Source organism: Streptomyces sp. NBC_00490, from assembly GCF_036013645.1.
Lineage (GTDB): Bacteria > Actinomycetota > Actinomycetes > Streptomycetales > Streptomycetaceae > Streptomyces > Streptomyces canus_F.
Genome location: NZ_CP107869.1, coordinates 1,799,393 through 1,824,086 on the forward strand (window position 1 = coordinate 1,799,393; position 24,694 = coordinate 1,824,086).

Here is a 24,694-nt window from a genome sequence, read left to right on the forward strand (position 1 = left end):
CCGCCGACACCGCACCGGGGAAACAGGAGTTGCCGTATGACCCAGGAGTACGACCTGATCGTCGTCGGCGGCGGGCCCGCGGGGTCGACCGCCGCGACCGTCGTGGCCAAGCGCGGGCACCGGGTCCTGCTGCTGGAGCGGGAGACCTTCCCGCGCTACCAGATCGGCGAGTCGCTCCTGCCCGCCACGGTCCACGGCCTGTGCCGCATCCTCGGTGTCGCCGACGAGGTGCAGCGGGCCGGCTTCACCCTCAAGCGCGGCGGCACGCTGCGCTGGGGCCGTGACCCCGAGCCGTGGCAGTTCTCCTTCGCGATGACGCCGCGCGTGCCCGAGCCCACCGCGACCGCCTTCCAGGTGGAGCGCTCACGGTTCGACGAGATCCTGCTGCGCGGTGCCCAGCGGGCGGGCGTCGAGGTCCGCGAGGGCAGCCCGGTGCGGCGGGTGGTCGCCGACGACGAGCGGGTGCGGGGCGTCGAGTACACCGACGTCGACGGCAACTCCCGTACGGCACACGCCCCTTACGTCATCGACGCGTCCGGGAACACCAGCCGGATCCACGGCGGGGTCGGCGGTGGGCGCGTGTACTCCGACTTCTTCCGCAACCTGGCCGTGTTCGGCTACTTCGCGGGCGGGGCCCGGCTGCCCGAGCCGAACAGCGGCAACATCTTCTGCGCCGCGTTCGACGCGGGCTGGCTCTGGTACATCCCGCTGCGCGACGACCTGACGAGTGTCGGCGCGGTGATCTCCCCCGAGCACACGCCGGCCGTCCAGCGCGACGCGCGGGCCGCGTGGCGGGACATGATCGCGGCCTGCCCCGAGGTGAGCCGGCTGGTGGCGGGCGTACCGGAGGCGATTGAGCCGCCGTACGACCAGGTACGGGTGCGCAGGGACTGGTCGTACTGGAAGAAGTTCTTCTGGACTCCGGGCATGGCCCTGGTCGGCGACGCCGCGTGCTTCGTGGACCCGGTGCTGTCCTCCGGCGTCCATCTGGCCACCTACGGCGCCCTGCTCGCCGCCCGTTCGGTGAACTCCGCGCTGGACGGCAGCGTGCCCGAGGAACGGGGCTTCGCCGAGTTCGAGGCCCGCTACCGCCGCGAGTACCGCGTGTTCTACGACTTCCTGATCTCCTTCTACGACATGGAGCGCAACGAGAACTCGTACTTCTGGTCGGCGAAGAAGATCACCGAGGTGGAGCTCGGCGAGGCCGCCGCGTTCGCCGAACTGGCGGGTGGACTGGTGTCCGGCGACACCGCGGTCGTCCGTGCGGACTGGCACACCTCGGCGGCCCAACTCGACAGCGCCGTAAGCCGGTTGGCGGCCTCCGACGACCGTATCAACCCGCTGCTGTCCGCCCCGGTCGTCGGCGAGACCTTCCGTACCGGCAACGACCTTCAGGAGCAGGCCCTTTACGGCGGCCCGCTCGACGACCCCGGCCCGGCCGGCCCCGACGGCCTGGCCGTCACACCGGACGGCCTGTCCTGGGTCAAGGCGTGACCGCCAGTTCCCCCAGCAGCTTCCAGGTGCGGCGCCGGTCCTCCTCACCGCCGAGGTCCGTCGCGGTGAACGCCACCTCCGTCGCCCCGGCGTCCCGGTAGCGGCGCACCTCGGCGGCGACGGTCTCCTCGTCGCCGATGACGGCCAGGTCGGCGGCGCGGGTGGCACCGGAGAGGCCGATGACCCGCTGGTAGGAGGGGAACTGCTCGTAGAAGGCGAGCGACTCGGTCGCCGCCTCCCGGACCGCCTCGACGTCGGCGGTGACCACGCCGGGCACGAAGGCCACGATCCGGGGCGCCGGTCGGCCCGCCGCCTCGGCCGCCGCGGTGACGGCCGGGACGATGTGCTCGGCGAGAGCGCGCGGTCCGGCCAGTAACGGGAGGATGCCGTCGGCGAGTTCCCCCGAGACGCGCAGGGCCTGCGGGGCCATGGCCGCGACGAGGAGCGGCACCGGAGGCTCGGCGCCGCCGGGCACCGACGCGGGCAACGGCGTTGCGGCCGTGAGCAGTTCACCGTGGAAGTCGGCGGCGCCGGTCTCCGTCAGCAGGCGCAGGGCGGTCAGGAACTCGCGGAGCCGGGTGATCGGGCGCTCGTAGGGGATGCCGAAGCCGGTCTCGGTCAGGTGCTTGGTGCCGAGTGCGAGCCCGAGGTGGTACCGGCCTCCGGTGGCGGCCTGGGCCGTCTGGGCTTGGCTCGAGACGAGCAGCGGGTGGCGGCCGAAGACGGGGATCGCGGCGGTCCCGACATGCAGTCCGGGCACCTCGCGGCCGACGATCGCGGCGAGCGAGGGCGAGTCGTACCCGAAGGTCTGCCCGAACCACGCGGAGTGCAGCCCTGATTCCTGTGCCTCCCGGGCGAGTTGCACCGTGGGATCGATCCGGTTCTGGACGGGGAGTGCTACGCCGATGGTCATACCCCGGGCAACCGACACGTGCGGGAGACGCATTCCTGCTCGCACATGACAAGCGTGTGAAGCGCTCGTTGACCTTGCCCCAAGGGGAGCCCGCAGCATCGGCGTACGGACCGGGCGGGCGGGGAGGCGCGGGTGCTGGTGGATGTACGGCCGTTGCGCGGGGCCGCCTTCAGACGACTGTGGGCGGCCGGCCTCGTGACCGGCCTGGGAGCTCAACTCACCGCGGTCGTCGTGCCGTTGCAGCTCTACGGCTTCACCGGGTCGTCCGCCTACGTCGGACTGGCCGGGTTGGTGGGCTTCGCGCCGATGGCCGTGGCCGCGCTGTGGGGAGGCGCGCTGGCCGATGTGCGGGACCGTCGGCGGGTGCTGCTGGTGACGACGGCCGGGATCGGTGTGACCTCACTGCTGTTGTGGGCGCAGGACCGTGCGGGTCTGCGGTCGGCCGGTGTGCTGCTGGTGCTGGTGGGCGTGCAGCAGGCCCTGTTCGGCGCGAATGCCGCGGTGGGCCGGGCGGTCGTTCCGCGTCTGGTGGCGCCCGAGTCGTTGACCGCGGCCAACGCCCTGCAGTCGACGGTCGTCCTGTCCGCCGGGATCGCGGGTCCGTTGCTGGCCGGTGTGCTGCTGCCGGTGGTGGGTGCGCGGACGCTGTATCTGGCGGATGCCGTCGCCGTCTGCGCGACGGTGTGGGCGGTGTGGCGACTGCCCCCGCTCCCGCCCCTCGGCCGCACCGGGAGGAAGCGGGCCGGTGTCCGGGAGATCGCTGACGGCTTTCGGTTCGTGGCGCGGCGTCAGACCCTGCTGCTGGTGTATCTCGCCGACTTCGCCGCGCTGTTCCTGGGGTTGCCCACGGCTCTCTTCCCGCAACTGGCCCAGGAGACCTTCCGGCCGGCGGACATCGGCGTTCTGTACGCCGCTCTCTCGGCGGGCGGGGTGCTGGCCGGGCTCTTCTCCGGGGCCCTCACCCGCGTGAGCCGGCACGGCGTCGCGGTCGCGGTCTCGGTGGGCGTCTGGGGTCTGGCCGTCGCGGGGTTCGGAGTGACCGGCTCACTGGTCGCGGCGGCGGGCTGGCTGGCTCTGGCGGGCGGCGCACTTCTCGTGCTGGGCGTCTTCCGCCGCACGGTTCTGCAGTCGGCCGTGCCGGACGGGATGCGGGGCCGGCTCCAGGGGATCGACACGGTGGTGGCCGCGGGCGGGCCCCGGTTGGGCGACCTGGCGCACGGTGTGGCGGGGGCCGCCTTCGGGGCCGGCTGGGCCGTCACCGGCGGTGGGCTGCTGACGGTGTCGGTCGCGGTCGTCCTGCTCCTGCTCTTTCTCAGGTGATGCGCGCGGTGGCACCACGTGGCACCACCTGGCACCACTCTGCGCTCGCAATGACGCCGGAATCCGCGCGGCACCACCGTCAGTCAGATAGGCGTCACCGCGTTATCGCAGGTCAGACCCACCAAGCAACGAAGTGACGCCACTGGCGCCACGCAATGGCTTGCACGTGGCGCCACTGTGGTGCCATGATGGCGCCATGGACCTCACCCCGTATGTCGACAGCCTCCGCCGCGAACTCGCGGTGGCCGCCGAAGCCGGTGGCGACGAAGCCCGCGAGCTGGCGGAGCGGCTGACCGCTCCCCTGGAGTCGGCGACTCGGCTGACCATGCTCAACGTGCTCTCCGCCGCGATGGACGAGATCACCCGCGATCTCGCCCCCGGCTCGGTCGACGTACGGCTGCGCGGGCTCGACCCCGACTTCGTGGTGACACCGCCGCCCACCTACGGCGGCGCCCCCGCGGAGCCGGCCGCGCCCACCGAACCGCTCAGGGCCCCGGCCGACGGTGACGAGGGCGGCACCGCCCGGATCAATCTGCGGCTGCCGGCCCACCTCAAGACGCGCGCCGAGGAGGCCGCGAGCCGCGAGGGCCTGTCGGTCAACGCATGGCTCGTGCGCGCTGTGTCGGCCGCGGTCGACGGCGGCACCCGGCCGCGTACGACGGAGAAGACCCAGACCCTCGGCCAGAGCTTCACGGGCTGGGTGCGCTGACCGCACCCGCGCCCGGCCCCAGGACATCGACACCGCACCCACACCACGTCCCACCAGCGGGGACGCCTTGAAGACCCAAGAGGACGGGACAGTCATGCCTTCTTTCGACACTTCCGAACCGATCTCGGTCACCGCGCACGTGGGGGCCGGTTCCCTCCAGCTCACCGCGGGCGACCGCACCGACACCGTCGTGGAGGTGCGGCCCCGCGACCCGAAGAAGGACAAGGACGTGCGGGCCGCCGAACAGACCGAGGTCGTGTACACGAGCGGGGTGCTGACCATCAGGACGAAGGAGCGCCGCCTCGTCGGGCCCAGCGGCGCCGTCGACGTGACGGTCGACCTGCCCACGGACTCGCACGTGGAGCTGACCGGCTCATGGATCCAGGTGCTCGGCGAGGGGCGACTCGGCGAGGTCCGCGTGAAGACCTCCACCGGTGACGTCCGCCTCGACACCACGGGGCCGCTCCAGCTGAACGTGTCGCACGGCTCGATCACCGTCGACCGGGTCGAGGGCGAAGCCGAGTTGACCACCAGCTCCGGCAACCTGCGTGTCGGCGTCGTCGACGGACCCGCCGTCCTGAAGAACACACACGGCACCACGACCGTCGGGGCCGTGACCGGCGAGCTGCGGGTGAACGGCGCCAACGGCGGCATCGACATCGCACGCGCCGAGGCGTCGGTCACCGGCACCACGACCAACGGCCACCTCCGTGTCGCCGAAGTCGCCCGCGGCGAGGTCCGGTTGGAGACCTCCAACGGCCCCATCGAGATCGGGATCCGGCAGGGCACCGCCGCCTGGCTCGACGTCAGCTCCAACCGTGGCCAGGTACGCAACTCGCTCGCCGCCTCCGAGGCCCCGGAGCAGGCCGAGGACACGGTCAAGGTCCACGCACGGACCAACTGGGGCAACATCGACGTCCTCCGCGCCAAGGTCTGACCGCCGCCTGCCCTGCCTGTCAGACCAGCCGCTCACCTCGCTCTCCTTCCCCGCCTTCTCCTTCACCCTTCGATCGGAGGGCCCCATGCCTTCTTCTGTCATGCCCACGCCCAGGCAGGACGGCGGTCACCCGTCGCCGGCCGCCGTCTCCGCCATCGGTCTGCGCAAGTCGTACGGCGACAAGGTCGTCCTCGACGGCATCGATCTGCACATCCCTGCCGGTTCGGTGTTCGCGCTGCTCGGGCCGAACGGCGCCGGCAAGACCACCGCCGTGAAGATCCTGTCCACGCTCATCACCGCCGACGGCGGGCAGGCCCGGGTCGCGGGCCACGACGTCGCCGTGTCACCGGACGGGGTACGGGCCGCGATCGGTGTCACCGGGCAGTTCTCCGCCGTCGACGGTCTGATCACCGGCGAGGAGAACATGCTCCTGATGGCGGACCTGCACCACCTGCCGAAGCAGGAGGGACGTCGGGTCGCCGCCGAACTCCTGGAACGGTTCGACCTCACCGAGGCCGCGAAGAAGCCCGCCTCCACCTACTCCGGCGGCATGAAGCGCCGACTCGACATCGCCATGACCCTCGTCGGCGGTCCGCGGATCATCTTCCTCGACGAGCCGACCACAGGCCTCGACCCCCGCTCCCGCCACACCATGTGGCAGATCATCCGCGCGCTGGTCACGGACGGGGTCACCGTCTTCCTCACCACGCAGTACCTGGAGGAGGCCGACCAACTCGCCGACCGCATCGCGGTGCTGAACGACGGCAAGATCGTCGCCGAGGGAAGCGCGGAGGAGCTCAAGCGGCTCATCCCCGGCGGGCACGTCCGGCTCCGATTCACCGACCCGGACGCCTACCGGAGCGCCGCCGACGCGCTGCGTGAGGTCACCCGTGACGACGAGGCGCTGGCCCTGCAGATCCCCAGCGACGGCAGCCAGCGCGAACTGCGCTCCCTCCTCGACTGGTTGGACGCGGCCGGCGTCGAGGCCGACGAACTGACGGTCCACACCCCCGACCTCGACGACGTGTTCTTCGCCCTCACCGGCGACACCGACAAGCCCAAGGAGTCCGTCCGATGAGCACCCTGTCCCTCGCCGTCCGCGACTCGTCCACGATGCTGCGCCGCAATCTCCTGCACGCCCGCCGCTACCCGTCGCTCACCCTGAACCTGCTGCTCACCCCGGTCATGCTCCTGCTGCTCTTCGTCTACATCTTCGGCGACGCGATGAGCGCCGGCATCGGGGGCGGCGGGGCGGACCGCTCCGAGTACATCGCGTATCTGGTGCCCGGCATTCTGCTGATGACCATCGGCTCCACCACGATCGGCACCGCGGTGTCCGTCTCGATGGACATGAACGAGGGCATCATCGCCCGCTTCCGCACCATGGCGATCCACCGCGGGTCGGTACTGATCGGGCACGTCATCGGCAGCGTGCTGCAGTGCGTTGCCAGCGGGATCCTCGTCGGGGTCGTCGGGGTGGCCATCGGGTTCCGCTCCGTCGACGCCACCGTCCTGGAATGGATCGCCGCGCTCGGGCTGATCGCGCTCTTCGCCCTGGCGCTCACCTGGATCGCGGTCGGCATGGGCCTGTCCAGCCCGAACCCCGAGGCGGCGAGCAACAACGCGATGCCGCTGATCTTCCTGCCGCTGATCTCCAGCACCTTCGTCCCGGTGGACGCGATGCCGGGCTGGTTCCGGCCCGTCGCCGAGTACCAGCCCTTCACCCCGGCCATCGAGACCCTGCGCGGACTGCTGCTCGGCACCGAGATCGGCCACAACGGCTGGCTGGCCGTGGCCTGGTGCCTGGGCCTCACGGCGCTCGGCTACTTCTGGTCCAAGTCGCTCTTCGACCGCGACCCGAAGTAGGGGCGACGACTCGCCCCACTGCCCACCGGAGGGCACCGGCCGCACCAGGCGGCCGGTGCCCTCGACGGCATCCCCGGACCAGTGCTTCAGTCGGTGGTGATGCCGGCCAGGGTCAGGAGGAGGTTCTTGACGTCGGTCGCGTCGATCTCGTCGCGTGCGTTGTCGGGCCGCGAGCACAGCAGTACGGGGCTGTCCTGCGGGTCCTGCGGCAGCCGGCCGTGGCTGCCGCGTACGCCGGAGGGGTCCAGCGGGACGGTCTGGATGCGGTAGCGCAGGCCGGCCTTCTTGCGGGCGACCTGGCCGATGGCGCGAGCCTTCACGGCGGGGACCGCGGGGTCGTAGAGGAGCTCGGCGGGGTCGTAACCGGGCTTGCGGTGGATCTCCACCTGGCGGGCGAAGTCCGGGGCGCGGTCGTCGTCCAGCCAGTAGTAGTACGTGAACCAGGCGTCGGACTCCGCCACGGCGACCAGCTCTCCCGAGCGTTCGTGGTCGAGGCCGTGGGCCGCCTTGCCCTCGGCGTCCAACACCTGGTCCACTCCCGGGAGTTCGGCGACGATCTTCGCCACCGCCGCCGTGTCGGCCGGGTCGCGGACATAGACGTGGGCGATCTGGTGGTCGGCGACGGCGAAGGCGCGGGACGTCCAGGGGTCGAGGTACTCCATGCCGTCCTGGGTGTACACGTCGAGCAGTCCGGCCCGGCGCAGGGCGCGGTTGATGTCGACGGGGCGGGAGGCGGGCGCGATGCCGTACTCGCTCAGGATGACGACGGTCGCGTCCTCACGCCGGAAGTGCTCCAGCAGGGGCCGCAGGGCGTCGTCGAGGCGGCGGGCCTCACGGGCGGTCTGCGGGGAGCCGGGGCCGGAGCGCTGGGGCTCGTAGTCGAGGTGCGGGACGTAGACCAGGGTCAGGTCGGGGCGGTGCTCGTCGAAGATCTGGCGGGCGGCGGCGAGGATCCACTGGCTGGAGGGCAGGCCGGCGTTGGGGCCCCAGTAGGTGAACAGGGGGAAATCGCCGAGCCTGGCGGTGAGTTCGTCGTGCAGGGCGGGCGGCCAGGTGTAGCAGTCGGGTTCCTTGCGTCCGTCGGAGTAGTAGATCGGGCGGGGGGTGACGGTGAGGTCGACGTCGGCGCCCATGGCGTACCACCAGCAGACGTTGGCGACCTTGTAGCCGGGCTCCGCCTTGCGGGCGGTGTCCCAGATCTTCTCCCCGCCGACGAGGGCGTTGTGCTGGCGCCACAGCAGGACCTCTCCGAGATCCCGGAAGTACCAGCCGTTGCCGACGATTCCGTGCTCGGAGGGCGGCGCGCCGGTGAGGAGGGTGGACTGCACGGAGCAGGTCACGGCGGGCAGCACGGTGTTGAGCCGGGCTTGGAAGCCCTGTTCGGCGAGGGCCGAGACGGCGGGCATGTGGCGGAGCATGCGGGGGGTGAGGCCGACGATGTCGAGGACGACCATGCGGGTCATGAGACGGGCTCCATTCCTGAGAGGGGTTTGAGGCCGAGTTCCTCGAACCGGTTGCGCGCCCAGCTGAGTTCGGCGGCCAGACCCGCGACAAGGCCCTCACGGTCGCGTGGCCGCAGGTGTTCGGGCAGGACCGACCAGGTGTAGGTCTCGACCTCGATGTGGTCGCAGACGGCCTCCGGCCCGCCGAGCAACACGCCTAGAGACGAGGTGAGTTCGTCCGCCGTGGTGCTGAGCGGCGGCTCGGGCGCGGCGTGCAGGGGTGCGTGGAAGTGCACCCGCCAGGGCGAGCCGGGGTCCAGCCCGCCCGCCAGTGCCTCGGGAAGGTCGTCCACGCCGGTGACGGTGCCGTTCGGGGCGGTGCGTGTCTGATGCAGGAACCGGGGTTCCGCGAACCGGGCGAGGGCGCGCCGCGCCTCGGGGTCGGCGGGGTCGTCGGCCTGGAGCGCGCTGGACGCCTGCACCTTGACGACCGGGAGCCCGGCGTCGGCGAGCCGGCGCAGTGCGGCGGCCGGTTCCTCGAACTGGACGGCGAGATGGCAGGTGTCGAGGCAGATCCCGAGCCACTCGGGGTCCACTCCCCCGAGTTCCCGGGCGGCCTGGACGGTGTTCTCCACCAGGCATCCGGGCTCGGGCTCGAACCCGACCCTGATCGTACGGCCGGTCTCCCGCGCCAACCGGGCGAGCTGCCCGGCGAGTTGGTCGAGGGCCCGCCGCGCGGAGTCCCGCGCCTCGGACGGCCACGGTGTACGCCAGGCCAGCGGAAGAGTGGAGACGCTGCCGCGCAGGGCGTCGTCGGGCAGCAGACCCGCCAGGACCCGGGCGCAGTCGACCGTGTACCGCAGCCGGGCGGGATCGGCCCAGTGGGGCAGGTAGACGTCCTTCTTCACGACCTCGCGGTGGAATCCGCCGTAGGGGAAGGCGTTGAGGGTAACCGTCTCCAGGCCGCGCGCGGTCAGTTCGGCGCGCAGACGGCGTACGGCGTCGGGAGCGGCGGACAGTTCGGTGACCACGTCGCGGGCCAGCCACAGGCCGATGCCGAGCAGGTCGGCGCCGAGGGTCTCGCGTACGGGCTCGGCGTACGCGGCGAGTTGGTCCACCACTCCGTCGAGGTCCTCGGCCTGGTGGACGTTGCTGCAATAGGCGAGGTGGACGGTGGTGCCGTCGGGGTGTCCGAAGCGCACGGCGGGGTCACTCTCCGCCGCGTTTGATCGAGTTGCCCTCGAAGAGGGCCGTGTCGTCGGCCTTGACGTCCTCCAGGTCGAGTCGGCCGCTCTGCCCGTAGAAGGCCACGGGGTTGCGCCACAGGACCTGGTCGACGGTGTCGTCGTCGAAGCCGGCGGCGAGCATCGCGTCGGCGGTCTTCCGGGTCTTGAGCGGGTCGCTGCGCCCCCAGTCGGCGGCCGAGTTGACGAGCATCCGCTCGGTGCCGTGCTCCTGGAGGATGCGCACCATGCGGTCCTCGGTCAGCTTGGTGTCCGGGTAGATGGAGAAGCCCATCCAGCAGCCGCTGTCGGCGACCATGCCCACGGTGAGTTCGTTGAGGTGGTCGACGAGGACATGCTCGGGCGGGATACCGGACTCCCGCACGACGTCGAGGGTGCGGCGGGTGCCGACGGCCTTGTCGCGGTGCGGGGTGTGGACCAGCACGGGCAGCTCGTGCTCGACGGCGAGTCGGAGCTGACGGGCCAGGGCCTCGTCCTCCTCGGGCGTCATGGAGTCGTAGCCGATCTCACCGACGGCCACCACGCGGTCCTTGGCCAGATAGCGCGGCAGGAGGTCCAGCACCCCGGTGCAGCGCGGGTCGTTGGCCTCTTTCGGGTTGAGGGCGATGGTGCAGTAGTGCTGGATGCCGAACTGCGCGGCGCGGTACGGCTCCCAGCCGAGCAGGGCGTCGAAGTAGTCGGTGAAGCTCTCCACCGAGGTGCGCGGCTGGCCGAGCCAGAAGGAGGGTTCCACGACCGCGCGGACGCCGGCGGCGTACATGGCCTCGTAGTCGTCGGTGGTGCGTGAGGTCATGTGGATGTGGGGGTCGAAGATGCGCATCATGCGGCTCCGGTGAAGGCGGCGAGGGCCCGTTCGGCGGCGGTTCGGCGGGCGGGGACGGGTGAGTCGGCCTCGGCGGGCAGCCCGGAGGCCTCCAGCGTGCCGGGGTGGGCGCGCAGGATCGGCCAGACGTCCGCGGGGACCACCCGGCCGGCGGCTACCCGCTCGTGGGCGAAGTCGGCGAGCATGCGGGCGAGTTCGCGGTCCGCGCGCTCGTCCAGGCCGGCGATCCGGTCGAGGGGGATCTCGCAGAAGACGCACTTCAACACGGCGTGCCGGTAGCCGTCATAGTCCAGGTGGCGTGCGGCGTACGGGCCGAGGGCCGCCTCGATCAGGCCGGTGTCGTTGCCGCGCAGGGCCGTGTGGACGAGCGGCAGGCCCAGGCCGGCGAAGGAGGGGTCCCTCTTCTCCATCAGGGCCAGTGAACGCAGTACCGCCCGCTGTTCGGCGGCGTCCCCGTACCGGTGGAGGGCGGTGACCTCCTCGGCGAGCTCGGCTCCACGCAGCGGCAGGGCCGTGAGCAGTCGGGCGCGGGCGGCGTCGGCCACCGTCCAGCCGGGGACGAGGGGGCCGCGCCCGCAGCGTCGGCCGACGGCCGGGAAGAGGGTGTGTATGGCTGTCGGGTCCTGTCCGACGCGGGTGGCGGCCTGCGTCAGCCAGAGCTGCGCGTCGGGGGTGAGGTGTCGGTCGAGGGCAGTGGATAGGTGCGGGTCCACGGCACAGGTCTCCTGTTCGGATGTGCTGATGTCGGAGGAAGGGCGCGGCCTCAGAACGGCTCGGCGGCCTTCAGGAACTCCAGGGAGCGGCGGGCGACATCGGGTGCGTCCAGGGAGGCGCCCTGGATCTCCACCGAGACCGGCCCTCGATAGCCGGAGGCCTTCAGCGCGGCCAGGACGGGCGGGAAGTCGATCTCGCCCGCGCCGAACTCGAGGTGCTCGTGGACCCCGCGCCGCATGTCCTCGATCTGCACGTTCACCAGGTGCGGTGCCGCCGCCGCGACGCGGTCGAGCAGCGGAAGCTCCTCCACGCAGTGGGCGTGCCCGATGTCCAGGGTGATGCCGAACAGGTCGGGATCGCCGAGCATCCGCCGCAGGTCCAGGACGCGCTGCACGGTGTCGACGAACATGTACGGCTCGGGCTCGAAGCCCAGGGCCACACCGTGCTCACCGGCGATCTCCAGGACCTCTTCGCAGCCCCCGGCCAGCCGCTTCCAGGCCTCGTCCTCGGGCATGTCCCGCGGCGCCGGGCCGCTGCACAGATGGACGGCCGGGGCACCGAGTTCGGCCGCGACGCGCACCGCGCGCGCCAGCAGGTCGACGCGCCGGCCGGCATCGGCATCGGACATCAGGGTGGGGTGGTGCTTGTGCCACGGATCCAGGAGGTACGGCGCTCCGGTCTCCACCATGACGGCGAGACCGAGCTGGTCCAGCCGCCGCGCCAGGCGGTCGACCTGGCGGGGCAGGTCGGGGGCGTACGGGTCGAGGTGACCGTGGTCCAGGGTGAGACCGACGGAGTCGTAGCCCAGGTCGGCGAGGACGGTCAGGACGTCGTCGAGGCGGTGGCAGGCGAAGCCGTTGGTGCCGAACCCGTAGCGGAGCCGGTCCGAAGGCCCGGATATCGGGGTCACGTCGGGGACACCTTCCGCGCGAGCCTGCGCGCCAGCGGATGCGCTGCGGCCAGCACTCCGGCGAGCCCCGCCTTCCCGCCGCCCGCGGTGAGCGCCGCCTGGAGAGGCATCAGCGACATGATCCCGGTGCCCACGGCGTTGCGCACGTTGGTCGCGGAGGGTTCGCGTGCCGCGCGGGCCTGGGCGGTGCCGTAGGAGGCGAGGTAGGCGAGCGCTCCCACGGCCGCGCCGGTCCGCGCGGTCCCACCGCGCTGTCGTATACCGGGAAGTGCCGCGGCGGCGAAGGCGGTTGCGGTGCTGCCGGCCAGCGTGGCGGCGGGCACCTCGCGCGGGGCGCCGGACACCTCGTGACGGCTCAGCGCCGTGACGGTGTAGGTGTGCGCGCCGACCAGCAGGGCGGCCGGGAGTGCGGCCACCCGGTGTCCCGGCCGCGCTCCGGACAGGACGTTCAGCGTCCGCGCGCCCGCCATGGCGGCGGGACCGGCCGGGGTGGACTTGAGGCCCAGATCGTACGCCCAGACCAGTCCGGTCAGCGGCAGCGCCATAGCGAGCGCCCGCCGCCCGCCGGTCAGGGCGGCGAGGCCGAGTCCGGCGGCGGTGAGTCCGCAGGCGGTGGCGAGCGCGGTGCGGCGCTCGACTCGTCCGGAGGGCACGGGGCGTTGGGGCCGCTCCACCGCGTCGACGGTCGCGTCCGCGTAGTCGTTGAGCGCCATCCCGGCCCAGTAGAGGGCGATGGACGAGGCCATCGTGCCGAGGATGCGGGGCGGCGGTGTCCCGGCGCCCGCGGCGGCACCGGCCAGGACATCACCGGGCACGCTCAACGCCGCGGGCAGACGGACGAGTTGCGCCAGATCAGCGAGGCGGGGGGAGGAATTGCGGTTTTTGAGGCCGTCCATGATCGGACCCTACGCCCAACACTCCAGTTTTGGACATCCTCTTACTCTCGACCCTGTGAAGAATTTTTCTTGACCTACTCGGGCGGCGTCGGTGTGTCGTGTGTGCGGTACATCGCCTGGACGTCCAGCTCCAGTTGGACGGTCGGCCCGACCACGGCGATCCCACGAGCCAGCATGGAACGCCAGTTGAGGGTGTAGTCCTCCCGGTGCAGTTCGGCCTTGGCGAGGGCGGCGCACCGGAGCTCTTCGCCGTAACCGCCGTTGACCATGCCGAGGTAGTTCGTGTCCAGCGACACCGACCGGCTCACGCCGTGCATGGTCAGCGTGCCCAGTAGCGACCACCTGCTGCCGCCCCGGTAGGCGAAGCGGGTGCTCCTGAAGTCGATGTACGGGAAGTGCTCGACGTCGAGGAAGTCGGCGGACCGCAGGTGCGCGTCCCGGGTGTTGTTGCCGGTGGTGATGCTGGAGGCGTCGATGCGCACATGGACACGGGAGTCACCGATGTCCTGGGTGACCTGGATACCTCCCTCGAACCGTTCGAACCGGCCGTGCACATGGGCCATGCCGACGTGCTTGGCGATGAACCGGATCGCGGTGTGCGGCGGGTCGAAGAGCCAGGTGCCGGGGACCGGGAGTTCGGCCTGCCGGGCGGGCTGGAGCCAGACGCGCTGGGACGACAGGCCCGCGTCGGCGACGACGTCGATGCTCTCGCGGTGCGGTTCCAGGCCCTCGGCCGCGATCATCAGGCTGTAGCCGCCCGGTGGCAGCGCGGCCAGGAACAGTCCGTACGGGTCCGTGGTGCCGCGTACGGCGACCTGGTGGCTGCGGAGCTCGGTCACCGTGACATCGGCGCCGCCGAGCGGCTGGTTCACCGGGTCGAGGACCTCGCGGCAGACGGCGCCCGCGCCGGCCGGGACCGGCAGTGCGAGGCCCGCGGCACCTCCGGAGGCATTCTTCAGTCGCCGCCGGAGCAGTCCGAGGGGCATGGGGTTCACCTTTCCGTTCTGGTCGTTCAGAAATCCGTGCGCGGCCGGCCGCCGGCGTACGCCGCTCTCAGCACGGCCAGCACGCCCTCCGCGGTGACCTTCCGCGGGTTGGGGTACGCCTGCTCGGCCGCCAACCGTGCCGCGACCGCCACATCGGCCTCGGTCAGTCCGAGTTCGGCCAACGAGCGCGGTACGCCGGTCCCGCCGGCGAGGTCCCGCACCGCACCCGGCACGTCGGCCGTGTCCAGGGCCCGGCCGAGCGCGGCCATGGCCTCGGGTGCGGCGGGCGCGTTGTACGCGAGGGCGTAGGGCAGGACCACGGTGTGGGTCTCGGCGTGCGGGAGGCCGAAGGTGCCGCCGAGGACATGGCAGAGCTTGTGGTGCAGTCCCATGGTGGTCGCGCCGAGCGCGGCACCGCAGAGCCAGGCCCCGTACAGGGCCCGGCCGCGGCCGGCCAGGTCCCGGGGAGCGGCGGCCAGCGCGGGCAGGGCACCGGCCATGACCCGTACGCCCTCCTCGGCCATCAGGGACACCGGCGGCGAGGCGTCCGGCGCGTACAGGGCCTCGGCCGCGTGCGCGAGGGCGTTGACGCCGCTGGTCACGGAGAGGTTCACCGGGAGGGACAGGGTGAGCTCGGGGTCGTAGACGACACTGCGGGGCAGGACCGAGGGATCGCGGCCGGTGCGCTTGGCCCCGTGCTCGGTCAGGCCCCAGACGGGGGTCATCTCGGAGCCGGAGTACGTGGAGGGCACGGCGATCAGCGCCAGTCCGGTGCGGAGCGCGATCGCCTTGCCCAGCCCGATCGCGGAACCGCCGCCCACGGCCACACAGCCGTCGGCTCCGGCGGCCCGCGCCTCCTCCACGGCCCGGTCGGCGGTCTCGACCGGCACATGCATCCGGGCCTCGGCATGCAGCCCCGCACAGGCATCGCCGAGCGCGTCCGCGACGGCCCGGGCCGTCTCCGCGCCCCGCGGCCCGCTGACCACCAACACCCGCCGCAGTCCGAGCCGTTCGACCTCGCCGGGGACGGCTGTCACGGAGGCGCCGGGCCGCAGGACGACCCGCATCGGCTGGGCCTCGTACACGAACTCCTTCACGAGTCCACCGACTTGAGCACGAGGTCGAAGCGGGCGTGCCGGAACGGGTTCGGGACGGCGAACTCCCTTGCCAGGGCGGGGTCGTCGGTCCGGGCGAAGTCCTGGACGAGGCTCTGCTTGACCGCGAACACCGCGTCCGAGTCGAGGTAGTCGCTGCCCGCCACGAAGATGTGCGTGGTGAGCGGCTCGTGCCCCTCGGCCGTGGCGATGAAGTGGATGTGGGCCGGGCGGTAGGGATGCCGGCCCGTGGCCCGCAGCAGCTTCCCGACGGGGCCGTCGGTGGGGATCGGATAAGGGCTCGGCACACAGGTGCGGAACCAGAAGCGCCCCTCGTCGTCGGCCGTGAACAGCCCACGCCCGTTGCCGGCGGGCTGGACGCCGGGCTGCTGGACGTCGTAGAAGCCGTTGCCGTCGGCCTGCCAGACGTCGAGGAGCGCACCCGGCAGCGGGGTGCCGTCCGCCGACAGCACCCGCCCGCTGACCACGCACGGCTCACCGCCGCCGACCAGGTCGATGTCCGCGCCGAGGGCACGGACCGGTGACTCGGTCATGTGGAAGGGGCCCAGGACCGTGCTCTCGGTACCGCCCTCGTCGCTGTTGACCGTCTCCACCAGCATCGAGACGCCGAGCACGTCCGACAGCAGGATGAACTCCTGCCGGGTGTCCGTGCAGGTCTGCCCGGTCGCCGTCAGGAAGTCGACGGCCCGCTCCCACTCCGCCATGGTCGGCTCGGTCTCACGGACGAAGGCGTGCAGATGGCGGGTGAGGGCGGCGAGCAGTGCGCGCAGCCGGGGGTCCGTGGTGCCGTCGAAGCTGTCGACCACGGCGTCGGTGAGTTCGGCGCCCATCAGACGTGCCCGAGGACGCGCCGCACGGCGTCGGTGAGTACGCGCTCGGCATCCGCGGCGGAGGCGGCCGCCGTCGCGTGCCGGAAGGCGACGTACCCGTCCGGCCGTACGAGGAGTGCTCCCGCGTCGGCGATCTCGCTCAGCCGCGCCCAGTCGCCGTACGGGTCCTCGTACTCCTGGCCGGGTCCGATGACGACGGTGGCGATGTCCAGGTCCTGGGCCCCGGCCGCCCGCACCCAGTCGCCGCCGCCGATGCCGGTGACCAGGGTGAACCGGCCCTGTCCGACGGTGTCGAGGGTGGAGAGAGTGCGGGCGCCGGAGGTGATCCAGGCGTGCGGGAGTTTGGCGCCCGGGCGGGAGGTGGGCTGGTGGTGCAGTTCGGGGTCGCGGTCGAAGCCGGGGTCGTCGGTGCCGTCGGGGACGATCGCGGTGGAGGTGTAGCGCTGGTTGAGGTCGACGCCGTGCGCGTTGAACTCGTACGTCTTGAACGCGATCGCCTCCCGCAGCCTCGCCCGCTGCTTCTCGGCGGCCTCGGTGTCCTCCTTGCGGGCGGCGATGTTGGCCCACAGCTGCTCGGGGGTCTGCGGGGAGAGTCCGTCGAGCGCCTCGAAGACGGGGGCGGTCTCGCCGATGGACTTGTTGGCGCGGGTGACGATCTGCCGGCCGATCGGGGCGCGTTCGGCGGTGTAGGTGTCGAGCAGCTTCGGGGAGGCGGTGCCGTCGAGGACGAGCTTGAGCTTCCAGGCCAGGTTGTAGGAGTCCTGGACAGAGGTGTTGGAGCCCAGGCCGTTGGACGGCGGGTGGCGGTGTGTGGCGTCACCGGCGCAGAAGACCCGGCCCTCGGAGTAGGTCTCGGCGTACATCTCGTTGACGGTCCAGGCGGAGGACGACTTGATCGTCACCGGGATGTCGTCGTCGCCGACCAGCTTGCGTACGACGGACTCGGCGTACTCGGTGGTCAGGTCGGGGGCGCCCGCGTCGACGTCGTAGCCCCACACGATCAGCCACTCGTTCCAGGGCCGCACACAGCGCACGAGCCCCGCGCCGATGCCACCCACGGTGGCACCCGGGGCGAGCACCCAGTACAGGGTGGAGGGGCGGTGGGCGGTGTACTTCGACAGGTCGGCGTCGAAGACGATGTTGATGCTGCCGGCCACGCCCATCTGGCCGCCCATCGGCAGCCCGGCGTCCTCGGCGACCTGCGAGCGGCCGCCGTCGGCGCCGATCAGGTACTTGGCGCGGATGGTGTACTCGTCGCCGCGCAACCGGTCCTCGACGGTGACCGTGACACCGAAGGCGTCCTGGACGAAGGACTTGTAGACGGTACTGAAGCGCAGGTTCGTCCCGCGCGAGACCGCCGCGTCGATGAGCACCGGCTCCATGAGGTGCTGGGGCAGGTCGCACATACGGGTGGGGCTGGCGAGCTCGTGCGCCGCCTGGACGAGCGGGTCGTTGCCCCAGGAGCGGACCCGGCCGAGTTCCTCGCCGGCGAGGCTGGTGCAGAAGGTCGTGTTGCCCATCAGGTGCTGCGGGGTGGCCTTCGCCACGACCTCGTCCTCGACACCGAGGTCGCGCAGCACCTCCATGGTGCGCTGGTTGGTGATGTGCGCCCTGGGCGTGTCGGCGAGGCTCGCGTAACGGGTGACGACGATGTTGGGTACGCCGTAGGTGCTCAGGGCGAGCGCGGCGGCGCCGCCCGCGGGACCACTGCCGACGATGAGTACGTCGGTCACGACATCGGGCTCGACGGTCTGCACGGGGGACGCTCCAGGGAATGAGAACAGGCACCGACTGTTCAAGATCATGTACGGGGATGCGGGAGCGCGGGTGTATCAATTCGAGACAGGGTGCCGGAGCGGGCCGGGATTGTTGCCTGTTCAACCGTTCCCGGTAGGGTGAGCCGTGCCGTGACCACCGCAGAGCGCCCCACCGCCCGCCCCGCCCTCGCCTCGCTGCGCAGGGCCCGCGAGCTGTTCCTGCGCGGGCACCAGCTGCCGGACGGGGTACCGGAAGACGTCGTCGCCGCGTGGAAGCGTGCCCGGTTCTTCGGTGTCCGACACGACATACGGGAATCGGCCCCCACCGTTTCACCGGCCGAGTCGCCTTTGCTGACGGCTGCCCGGCCCGTGCTGGAGCGCATCGCCCCCACGCTCGACAGCGGGCAGACCACGCTCGTCCTCACCGACGACCGGCTGCGGGTCCTCTGGGCCACCGGCCTCACCCCCGACCACCCTCACCACGATCTCTCCGAGCAGGCGGTCGGCCACAACAGCGCGGCCCTCGCCCTGCACACCCGCCGCCGGGCCGAGGTGCATGGGCCCGAACACTTCCTCGATCTGTGGCAGGACGTCTCCGGGGTCAGCGTGCCGGTGCGGGAGCCGGAGACCGGCCGGCTGCTGGGCACGGTGACCGTGTCCTGCGGGCTGTGCGCCGAGTGCGGCCCGCATCCGGGCGCGCCGGTCGCCGAGGCCGCGGTGATCGCCGTGGAGGCGGAACTCCTGTCGCGGTCCCGGGCGGCGGAGCGGGTGCTGCTGGACGCGTATCTGCGGGCCGCCGGACAGCAGGGGCGTGCGGTGGTCGCCCTCGACGGCCGCAACCGGTTCGTCAGCGAGGCGGCGGGACAGCTGCTGACGCCGGAGGGACTGGACGCGCTGGAGCGCAGAGTGGTCGCACTGGTACGGGAGGGGACACAGACGCGGATACGTCTGTCCGACGGTCCTGGACATGCCGCCACCGTCACCCTCGTCCCCCACCAGGGCTCGGTCGCCGGAGCGGTCGCCGTGCTGGAGCCGGTCGGGCACACGATCATGTCGGCGACCTCCCGGACCGCCGTCGGCCTGGCCGGACGTTCGCTGCCCTGGCGGCATGCCGTCGGTCGTGCGGTGGAGTTGGCCGCGTCGCCGGAACCGCTGCTGATCACCGGCGAGCGCGGCACCGGAAAGACCTCGCTCGCCCGGGAGCTGGTCACCGACCCGGTGACCGTGGACGCGGCCGAAGGTGAACTCGGCGCCGAGTTCGGCGAGTTGGTGAAGGGCCGCCCGCTCCTCATCCGCCACGTGGAGCGTCTCGCCCCTCCCGACACCGCGACCCTCAACTCGCTCCTCGATACGCATCCCGGCATGCCTCTGCTCGTGACCTACACCCCCGAAGCGGCGCCGGGCCCGTGCCTCCAACGGCTGCTGGACACGCTGGCGGCCCGCTCGGTCACCCTCCCCGCGCTACGTGAACGTCCGGACGACATCAGGGAGTTGCTGACGTCCTTGACCCCCGGGCCGACACCGGGGCAGCCCCCGCTCACCTGGACCCTGGACGCGCTACGCGCACTGGAACGGCACCCGTGGCCCGGGAACATCACCGAACTCGCCCACCTGGTACGGGCCTTGACCGAGGGCCGCCGCTCGACGGGGCCGGTCCGGCGTACCGAACTCCCCGACCCCGTACGCGAAGGACCCGCACCCCGCCCCCTCACGCCGATGGAACGCGCCGAGCGCGCCGCCATCCTGGAGGCCCTCCACCTCAACGGCGGCAACAAGGCCCGGACGGCGGCGGCCCTGGGGATCGGCAGGGCGACCCTGTACCGGAAGCTGCGGGGTTATCGGGGCTGACGCGCGCCGACAGTACGCCGATCTTGTCGACGCGGTGTTCCGGGTTCCCGTGGTCGTCGCGCCAGTAGTTGCCGGCCGCGTTGTCCTCCAGGGTCAGGCAGGTGGAGATCGTGATCATGGCTTGGGTCGGGCGTCTGCCGGGGAACCCCGGGACCGCCGCCCGCTGTTCGGCGAGGGAGCGTGCGGAGCGGAAGGAGGTGGTCCTGGTGCCGGTGATCTCGTACTCGTAGACCGTTCCGCCCGAGCTCACCAGGACCGAGTCGCCTTCGTCGAGGTCGGGGAGCCTGCGCAGGGGGCCGCCGCTGGAGAGGCGGTGGGCCGTGACGAGGTAGTTGCCGATCTCGCCGGGGCCGACGCCGCCTTGTTCGCCGTAGGGGCCGGCGGCGAGGCCGCGGTTCTGGATCCTCGTACCCGCCGTGTCGTCCGTCGTGCCCTCGTACGGAATGACCCGCAGGTTCTCGACACCGATCGCCGCGATGGTGAGTGATGCGGGTCGGGGCGTCGGAGGGGTCGCGGGTGCCGAGGCCGGGGTGGACGGCGCCGGGCCGGTCGCAGGTGGTGCCGCTCCCCGGTCCGCCGCGGGCTCACCGCCCGCTCCCCCGCCGCCGGAGCAGCCGAGGAGCAGGGCGATGACGGTACCGGGGAGGAGGGCGCTACGAGCTCGGGACGCAGGCATCTCGCAGGGTGAACGAACGGCCCGGAACCGGCGTTCCCCTCACGGGTAGCTCACCAGGTTCGCCACGTTGGTCGAGGAGTTGGAGGGGCCTCCCCGGTCGTTGATGACGTGCCGGATGGTGCCGGTGCCGCCGAGGGAGACGGTCACCATGTTCTGGAAGCGCACGTTGGGGTTGTTGGGCACCTCGAAGGCGTGCTCCGCGGTGACGCTCGGGTTGACGTTGAAGTAGCAGTAGCTGCCGAGTCCGTAGGCCTGGTGGCTGGTGACCGAGTTCGCGACCTTGTAGGCGGCGTAGCCCTGGGTGGAGCCGTTCATCCAGGCGGCCTGGTTGGGCGGGTCGTAGGGCATCTCGTTCTGGTAGAAGTACGTGCGGCCGCCGTTGCCGTTCCAGACGGTCTGGTGCTTCTGGTAGTGCTCGACGAACAGGCCGTACATCGTCACGTCGTCGCCGTTGACCACCAGCCCGGTGTCCGCCGTGTTGGTGTTCCAGCCGATGCCGCTGCCGTGGTCGCCGCGCCAGATCCACATGTGGTCGCCGATGACGTCGTCGCTGTTGACGACGAGGCTGGTGGTCGCCTTGCCCACGGCCGCGCCGCCGACGCGGAAGTACACGTCGTGCAGTGAGGTGGGGTTCGCCGAGTGGTCGGCGGCGGCGCCGGACGGGCCGACTTCGACGAGGGTCTGCGACGTGGTGGTACCGGCGTCGAAGAGGACGCCCGCGAGCTTCACTCCGTCGACGTCGGCGACCGTCATGGCCGTGATGCCGTTGTCGGGGATGAACGTGGCGAGGCCGAGCCCGAGGACGACGGTGTCGGGGCGGGTCACCCGCAGGGTCTGGTTCAGGTGGTAGACGCCGGGGGTGACCAGGAGGTTCTTGCCCTCGGCCAGCGCGGCGTTGATCTGTGCGGCACTCGCGCCCGGCTTCACGACGTAGAACTGGTCGATGCCGAGCGAGGTGCCCGCGGCGTTGCCGTTCGCCCAGGTGGTGGCCGAGGAGTTGGTGCGTACGGAGGGGACGAACACCTTGTAGGCGCCCGCCGCGTCGACGTACAGGAAGGGCTTCTCCCTGACCGTGGGGGTCTGGTTCACCGTGGTGTAGGGCGGGTTGGGGAAGCTGTTGCCGGGGACTCCCTGGCTGCCGACGAAGACCATGTTCCAGTTGGCGCCGGTCCAGCTGCCGAGCTGGGAGTTACGGGTCAGCCACTGCTGCTGGGTGCCGGAGCGGACCTGGCCGTCGATCTTGCTGTCGGCCATGAAGCCACCGCTGGACCAGCCGCCGTCGCTCAGCTCCAGGTTGCCGCGGACATGCATACGCCGGTAGCCGGAGGCCTGCGAGACCGCCCAACGGTCCGTGCCGCCGGTGGGGTTGACCGAGAGGTTCTCGGCGCCGCGCCAGAAGTTCTGGGTGGCGTTCTGCGGTGGGAACCAGTCGGCCTCCACATGCACGGCGCCGTTGATCGTGACCGAGTCGGGCGACTGACCCAGACCCAGGACCTGGGTGTAGAAGCCGACGTTGACGTCGTTGCTGTAGGTGCCGGGCTTGAACATGACCGCGTAGCGCTGGGAGCCGAACTGGTTCGTCTCCTGCTGCTGGAAGATCTGGTTCAGCCGGTTCTGGATGGTGGCCGACGGCATCGACGGGTCGAAGACGACGACGTTCGGGCCGAGGTCGACGTCCCCGGGCGCGGTGCTCACGGGTGCGACCTGGAAGCGCTGTGCGGCCGTGCCATTGCAGGTGTACTGCACCAGTTGGACGCTGTCGGCCGTCGAAGCGGCGGGGACGTCCAGGCACTTGCCGCTGTTGCGGTTGACGAAGTGGTACACGCCGCCGCCCTCGTCGACGGGCTGCCACTGCTGGTTGTTGCCGCCGCCGTACGTCCACAGGTGCACGGCCGCGTTGTCGGCCGTGGACACGTCGCTGACGTCCACGACCTGCGCGGCGTCGTTGCGGTTGTTGATCCGTACGTAGCCGTCGCTGGTCGGCGTGAAACTCCACTGCTGGGCGGTGCTGTTGTTGCAGGTGTACTGCTGCACGGCGGTGCCGTTCACGGTCGCGGCCGACCGGGCGTCCAGGCACTTGCCGCTGCCGCCGTTCACCACCGTGGACCAGCCGGTCGGCGGGGCGGCGGCCGCCTCGGTGGGCTGCAGGACGGTGAGCGTCGAGGCGATGACGGCCGTGGCCGTCAGGGCGACGGATGGTCGGGGAAGTCGTCGAAGCATGGCTACATCCGCTTCTGGTGGGGGCGGCGACTTAGTTCACTGCGTGATTTAAGAAGTGAGGTATGGACATGTCAAGGGTTTGGTACAGACCAGCACCTCTCCCGGCGCCCACCCGCCGAAAGTTTCGCGAAACCCGGCAACTCTTTCGTGGGGGCGGGCGCTTGGCGCATAGTGAAGGCGCTGTTCACCGGCTGGGCAAAGGATCGAGATGACGCAGAAGAAGGCCCTGGTGGTCCGAGGCGGATGGGAGGGGCACCGGCCGGTCGAGGCCACGGAGCTGTTCGTGCCCTTCCTGCGAAGCAACGGGTACGCCGTTCGAGTCGAGGAGTCGACCGACGTCTACGCAGACACCGACGAGTTGGCCGACACCGACCTCGTCGTGCAGTGCGTCACGATGTCGGAGATCACCGCCGAGCAACTGGCGGGCCTGAGCGCGGCGGTCGTGGCCGGCACCGGCTTCACCGGCTGGCACGGCGGCATCGCCGACTCCTTCCGCGCCTCCTCCGACTATCTGCACCTGGTGGGCGGCCAGTTCGCGACCCACCCCGGCAAGGAGCCGTGCGAGCGCCGGGGGGACGAGTCGGACAACTTCCTGCCGCACACCGTCACCCTCACCGAACTCGGCCGCGAACACCCCGTCACCGCGGGCATCGAGGACTTCGAGCTGACCACCGAGCAGTACTGGGTGCTCCACGACGACCTCATCGACGTACTGGCCACCACCACCCATCCGGCCCGGCCCTGGCAGCCCTGGCACCGTCCGGTCACCGCACCGGCGGTCTGGACCCGGCAGTGGGGCGCCGGGCGGATCGTCGTGACGACGCCGGGGCACAGCCTCGACGTGCTGGAGAACCCCAACGTCCGTACCGTCATCGAGAGGGGAATGCTGTGGGCGACGCGCACCGCATCGGCGTCGTAGGTCTCGGCGTCATCTCCCGCGCCTACCTGGACACGCTCGTCGGTCTTCCCGCCGTCCGTGTCACCGCGGTCGCCGACCTGGACGCCGCCCGCTCGGCCGCGGTCGCCGCCGAGTTCCCCGGCGTCCGGGCGCTGACCGTCAGTGAGTTGCTGAGCAGCCCGGACGTGGACACGGTCCTGAACCTCACCGTCCCCGCGGCCCACGCCGAGATCGCCCTCGGCGCAATCGCGAACGGCAAGCATGTCTACGGGGAGAAGCCGCTGGCCGCCGAACTCCCCGACGCCCACGCCGTGTTGGAGGCAGCCGCGAAAGCGGGCGTCGGAGTGGCGTGCGCACCCGACACCGTCCTGGGCACCGGAATCCAGACGGCCCGGGCGGCCGTCGCGGCGGGGAGCATCGGACGCCCCCTGTTCGCCTCGGCCGTGATGATCACCCCGGGGCACGAACGCTGGCATCCCCACCCGGACTTCTACTACACCACCGGAGGCGGCCCCCTCCTGGACATGGGCCCGTACTATCTCGCCTCCCTGGTCCATCTCCTGGGCCCGGTGCGGGCCGTGACCGGGGCGTCCAGCCGGCTGCGCACCGAGCGCGTCATCTCCTCCGGCCCCCGCGCGGGCGAGCGGATACCGGTCGAGGTCGACAGCCATGTCTCCGGAGTGCTCGAACACACCGACGGGACGCTGACGACGATCACGACCAGCTTCGACGGCGTGACCACGACCGCCGCGCCGATCGAGGTCCACGGCGAGACCGGGACCCTCACGGTGCCGGACCCGAACCACTTCGACGGCGAGGTCCGTCTCTTCGAACTCGGCGGCACCCAGTGGCGCACCCTCCCGCGGTCGGCGGGCTACGTCGACGGCTCCCGGGGCATCGGACTGCTGGACTTCATCGCCGCCGACGAACACCGGGCGCCCCGCGCCGGCGGTGAACTCGCCCTGCACGTACTGGAGACGATGACCGCACTGCTCCGCTCGTCGGCCGAGGGCCGGCGCATCGAGCTGACGACGTCGACGCGGCCGCCCGCCCCCGTCCCACTGACGCCCGCCCGGGAATGGCGGGGCTGACCGCT

22 protein-coding genes are annotated in these 24,694 nt (G+C 71.5%); 9 read left to right on the forward strand and 13 right to left on the reverse strand.

Annotated elements, in window-relative coordinates:
• Positions 1-36: 36 nt before the first annotated feature.
• Positions 37-1,494 carry a tryptophan 7-halogenase gene (locus tag OG381_RS08045; RefSeq protein WP_327715422.1) on the forward strand — a complete coding sequence of 486 codons (1,458 nt, stop codon included), beginning with the start codon at positions 37-39 and terminating at the stop codon, positions 1,492-1,494.
• Here OG381_RS08045 and OG381_RS08050 read toward each other — a convergent pair.
• Entirely contained in the window at positions 1,484-2,407 is a 924-nt protein-coding gene (locus OG381_RS08050) for an LLM class F420-dependent oxidoreductase (RefSeq protein WP_327715423.1), read from the reverse strand. The genes OG381_RS08045 and OG381_RS08050 overlap by 11 nt on opposite strands.
• Positions 2,408-2,539: 132 nt before the next feature.
• On the opposite strand from OG381_RS08050, the gene OG381_RS08055 reads away from it, so the two are divergent.
• The 5 genes from OG381_RS08055 (at position 2,540) to OG381_RS08075 (ending at position 7,239) form a co-directional block, all read left to right on the forward strand.
• Positions 2,540-3,727 (forward strand): MFS transporter, encoded by a 1,188-nt coding sequence (locus OG381_RS08055; RefSeq protein ID WP_327715424.1) that lies wholly within the window; start codon positions 2,540-2,542, stop codon positions 3,725-3,727.
• Positions 3,728-3,923: 196 nt separating this feature from the next.
• Positions 3,924-4,436: a toxin-antitoxin system HicB family antitoxin gene (locus OG381_RS08060; protein ID WP_327715425.1), complete on the forward strand. Its 513-nt coding sequence runs from the start codon at positions 3,924-3,926 to the stop codon at positions 4,434-4,436.
• 94 nt (positions 4,437-4,530) lie between these two features.
• Positions 4,531-5,373 (forward strand): DUF4097 family beta strand repeat-containing protein, encoded by an 843-nt coding sequence (locus OG381_RS08065; protein ID WP_327715426.1) that lies wholly within the window; start codon positions 4,531-4,533, stop codon positions 5,371-5,373.
• An 85-nt stretch (positions 5,374-5,458) separates the two neighbouring features.
• Complete coding sequence (locus tag OG381_RS08070; protein ID WP_327715427.1) at positions 5,459-6,451, forward strand: ATP-binding cassette domain-containing protein; 993 nt, start codon at positions 5,459-5,461, stop codon at positions 6,449-6,451.
• Entirely contained in the window at positions 6,448-7,239 is a 792-nt protein-coding gene (locus tag OG381_RS08075) for an ABC transporter permease (protein ID WP_327715428.1), read from the forward strand. The genes OG381_RS08070 and OG381_RS08075 overlap by 4 nt, the downstream gene beginning before the upstream one ends.
• 86 nt (positions 7,240-7,325) lie before the next feature.
• Here OG381_RS08075 and OG381_RS08080 read toward each other — a convergent pair whose 3' ends face one another.
• The 10 genes from OG381_RS08080 to OG381_RS08125 all read right to left on the reverse strand — a co-directional run bounded on the left by OG381_RS08080 (position 7,326) and on the right by OG381_RS08125 (position 17,956).
• The gene (locus OG381_RS08080) at positions 7,326-8,702 is read right to left on the reverse strand and encodes an alkaline phosphatase family protein (protein ID WP_327715429.1); all 1,377 of its coding nucleotides are present in this window, start codon (positions 8,700-8,702) and stop codon (positions 7,326-7,328) included.
• Positions 8,699-9,883: a metabolite traffic protein EboE gene (gene eboE / locus OG381_RS08085; RefSeq protein ID WP_327715430.1), complete on the reverse strand. Its 1,185-nt coding sequence runs from the start codon at positions 9,881-9,883 to the stop codon at positions 8,699-8,701. The genes OG381_RS08080 and eboE overlap by 4 nt, the downstream gene beginning before the upstream one ends.
• A 7-nt stretch (positions 9,884-9,890) precedes the next feature.
• On the reverse strand, positions 9,891-10,745 hold the full coding sequence (locus OG381_RS08090; RefSeq protein ID WP_327722419.1) for a TatD family hydrolase: 855 nt from the start codon (positions 10,743-10,745) through the stop codon (positions 9,891-9,893).
• On the reverse strand, positions 10,745-11,461 hold the full coding sequence (locus OG381_RS08095) for an EboA domain-containing protein (RefSeq protein WP_327715431.1): 717 nt from the start codon (positions 11,459-11,461) through the stop codon (positions 10,745-10,747). The genes OG381_RS08090 and OG381_RS08095 overlap by 1 nt, the downstream gene beginning before the upstream one ends.
• Positions 11,462-11,511: 50 nt before the next feature.
• On the reverse strand, positions 11,512-12,372 hold the full coding sequence (locus tag OG381_RS08100; protein WP_327715432.1) for a sugar phosphate isomerase/epimerase family protein: 861 nt from the start codon (positions 12,370-12,372) through the stop codon (positions 11,512-11,514).
• Positions 12,369-13,268, reverse strand: a complete 900-nt coding sequence (locus OG381_RS08105; RefSeq protein ID WP_327715433.1) for an SCO3242 family prenyltransferase — start codon at positions 13,266-13,268, stop codon at positions 12,369-12,371. Before OG381_RS08105 ends, OG381_RS08100 begins: the two co-directional genes overlap by 4 nt.
• A gap of 74 nt (positions 13,269-13,342) precedes the next feature.
• The gene (locus OG381_RS08110) at positions 13,343-14,254 is read right to left on the reverse strand and encodes a YceI family protein (protein WP_327715434.1); all 912 of its coding nucleotides are present in this window, start codon (positions 14,252-14,254) and stop codon (positions 13,343-13,345) included.
• Between the two features lie 26 nt (positions 14,255-14,280).
• Positions 14,281-15,321 (reverse strand): maleylacetate reductase, encoded by a 1,041-nt coding sequence (locus OG381_RS08115; protein ID WP_327722420.1) that lies wholly within the window; start codon positions 15,319-15,321, stop codon positions 14,281-14,283.
• A 26-nt stretch (positions 15,322-15,347) separates the two neighbouring features.
• Positions 15,348-16,199, reverse strand: a complete 852-nt coding sequence (locus OG381_RS08120) for an intradiol ring-cleavage dioxygenase (RefSeq protein ID WP_327715435.1) — start codon at positions 16,197-16,199, stop codon at positions 15,348-15,350.
• On the reverse strand, positions 16,199-17,956 hold the full coding sequence (locus tag OG381_RS08125) for an FAD-dependent oxidoreductase (RefSeq protein ID WP_327715436.1): 1,758 nt from the start codon (positions 17,954-17,956) through the stop codon (positions 16,199-16,201). Before OG381_RS08125 ends, OG381_RS08120 begins: the two co-directional genes overlap by 1 nt.
• 150 nt (positions 17,957-18,106) lie before the next feature.
• Between OG381_RS08125 and OG381_RS08130 the strand changes: the two genes are divergently transcribed.
• Positions 18,107-19,804, forward strand: coding sequence for a sigma-54-dependent Fis family transcriptional regulator (locus OG381_RS08130; RefSeq protein WP_327715437.1), 1,698 nt, complete (start codon positions 18,107-18,109; stop codon positions 19,802-19,804).
• Here the strand turns inward: OG381_RS08130 and OG381_RS08135 are convergent.
• Both OG381_RS08135 and OG381_RS08140 read right to left on the reverse strand, forming a co-directional pair.
• Complete coding sequence (locus OG381_RS08135) at positions 19,716-20,480, reverse strand: class E sortase (RefSeq protein ID WP_327715438.1); 765 nt, start codon at positions 20,478-20,480, stop codon at positions 19,716-19,718. The genes OG381_RS08130 and OG381_RS08135 overlap by 89 nt on opposite strands.
• A 39-nt stretch (positions 20,481-20,519) precedes the next feature.
• Positions 20,520-22,700, reverse strand: a complete 2,181-nt coding sequence (locus OG381_RS08140; protein WP_327715439.1) for an RICIN domain-containing protein — start codon at positions 22,698-22,700, stop codon at positions 20,520-20,522.
• A 208-nt stretch (positions 22,701-22,908) separates the two neighbouring features.
• Between OG381_RS08140 and OG381_RS08145 the strand changes: the two genes are divergently transcribed.
• A complete protein-coding gene (locus OG381_RS08145) occupies positions 22,909-23,619 on the forward strand; it encodes a ThuA domain-containing protein (protein ID WP_327715440.1) in 711 nt (236 codons plus the stop codon).
• Complete coding sequence (locus tag OG381_RS08150; RefSeq protein WP_327715441.1) at positions 23,589-24,689, forward strand: Gfo/Idh/MocA family protein; 1,101 nt, start codon at positions 23,589-23,591, stop codon at positions 24,687-24,689. Before OG381_RS08145 ends, OG381_RS08150 begins: the two co-directional genes overlap by 31 nt.
• The last annotated feature ends 5 nt before the right edge of the window (positions 24,690-24,694 follow it).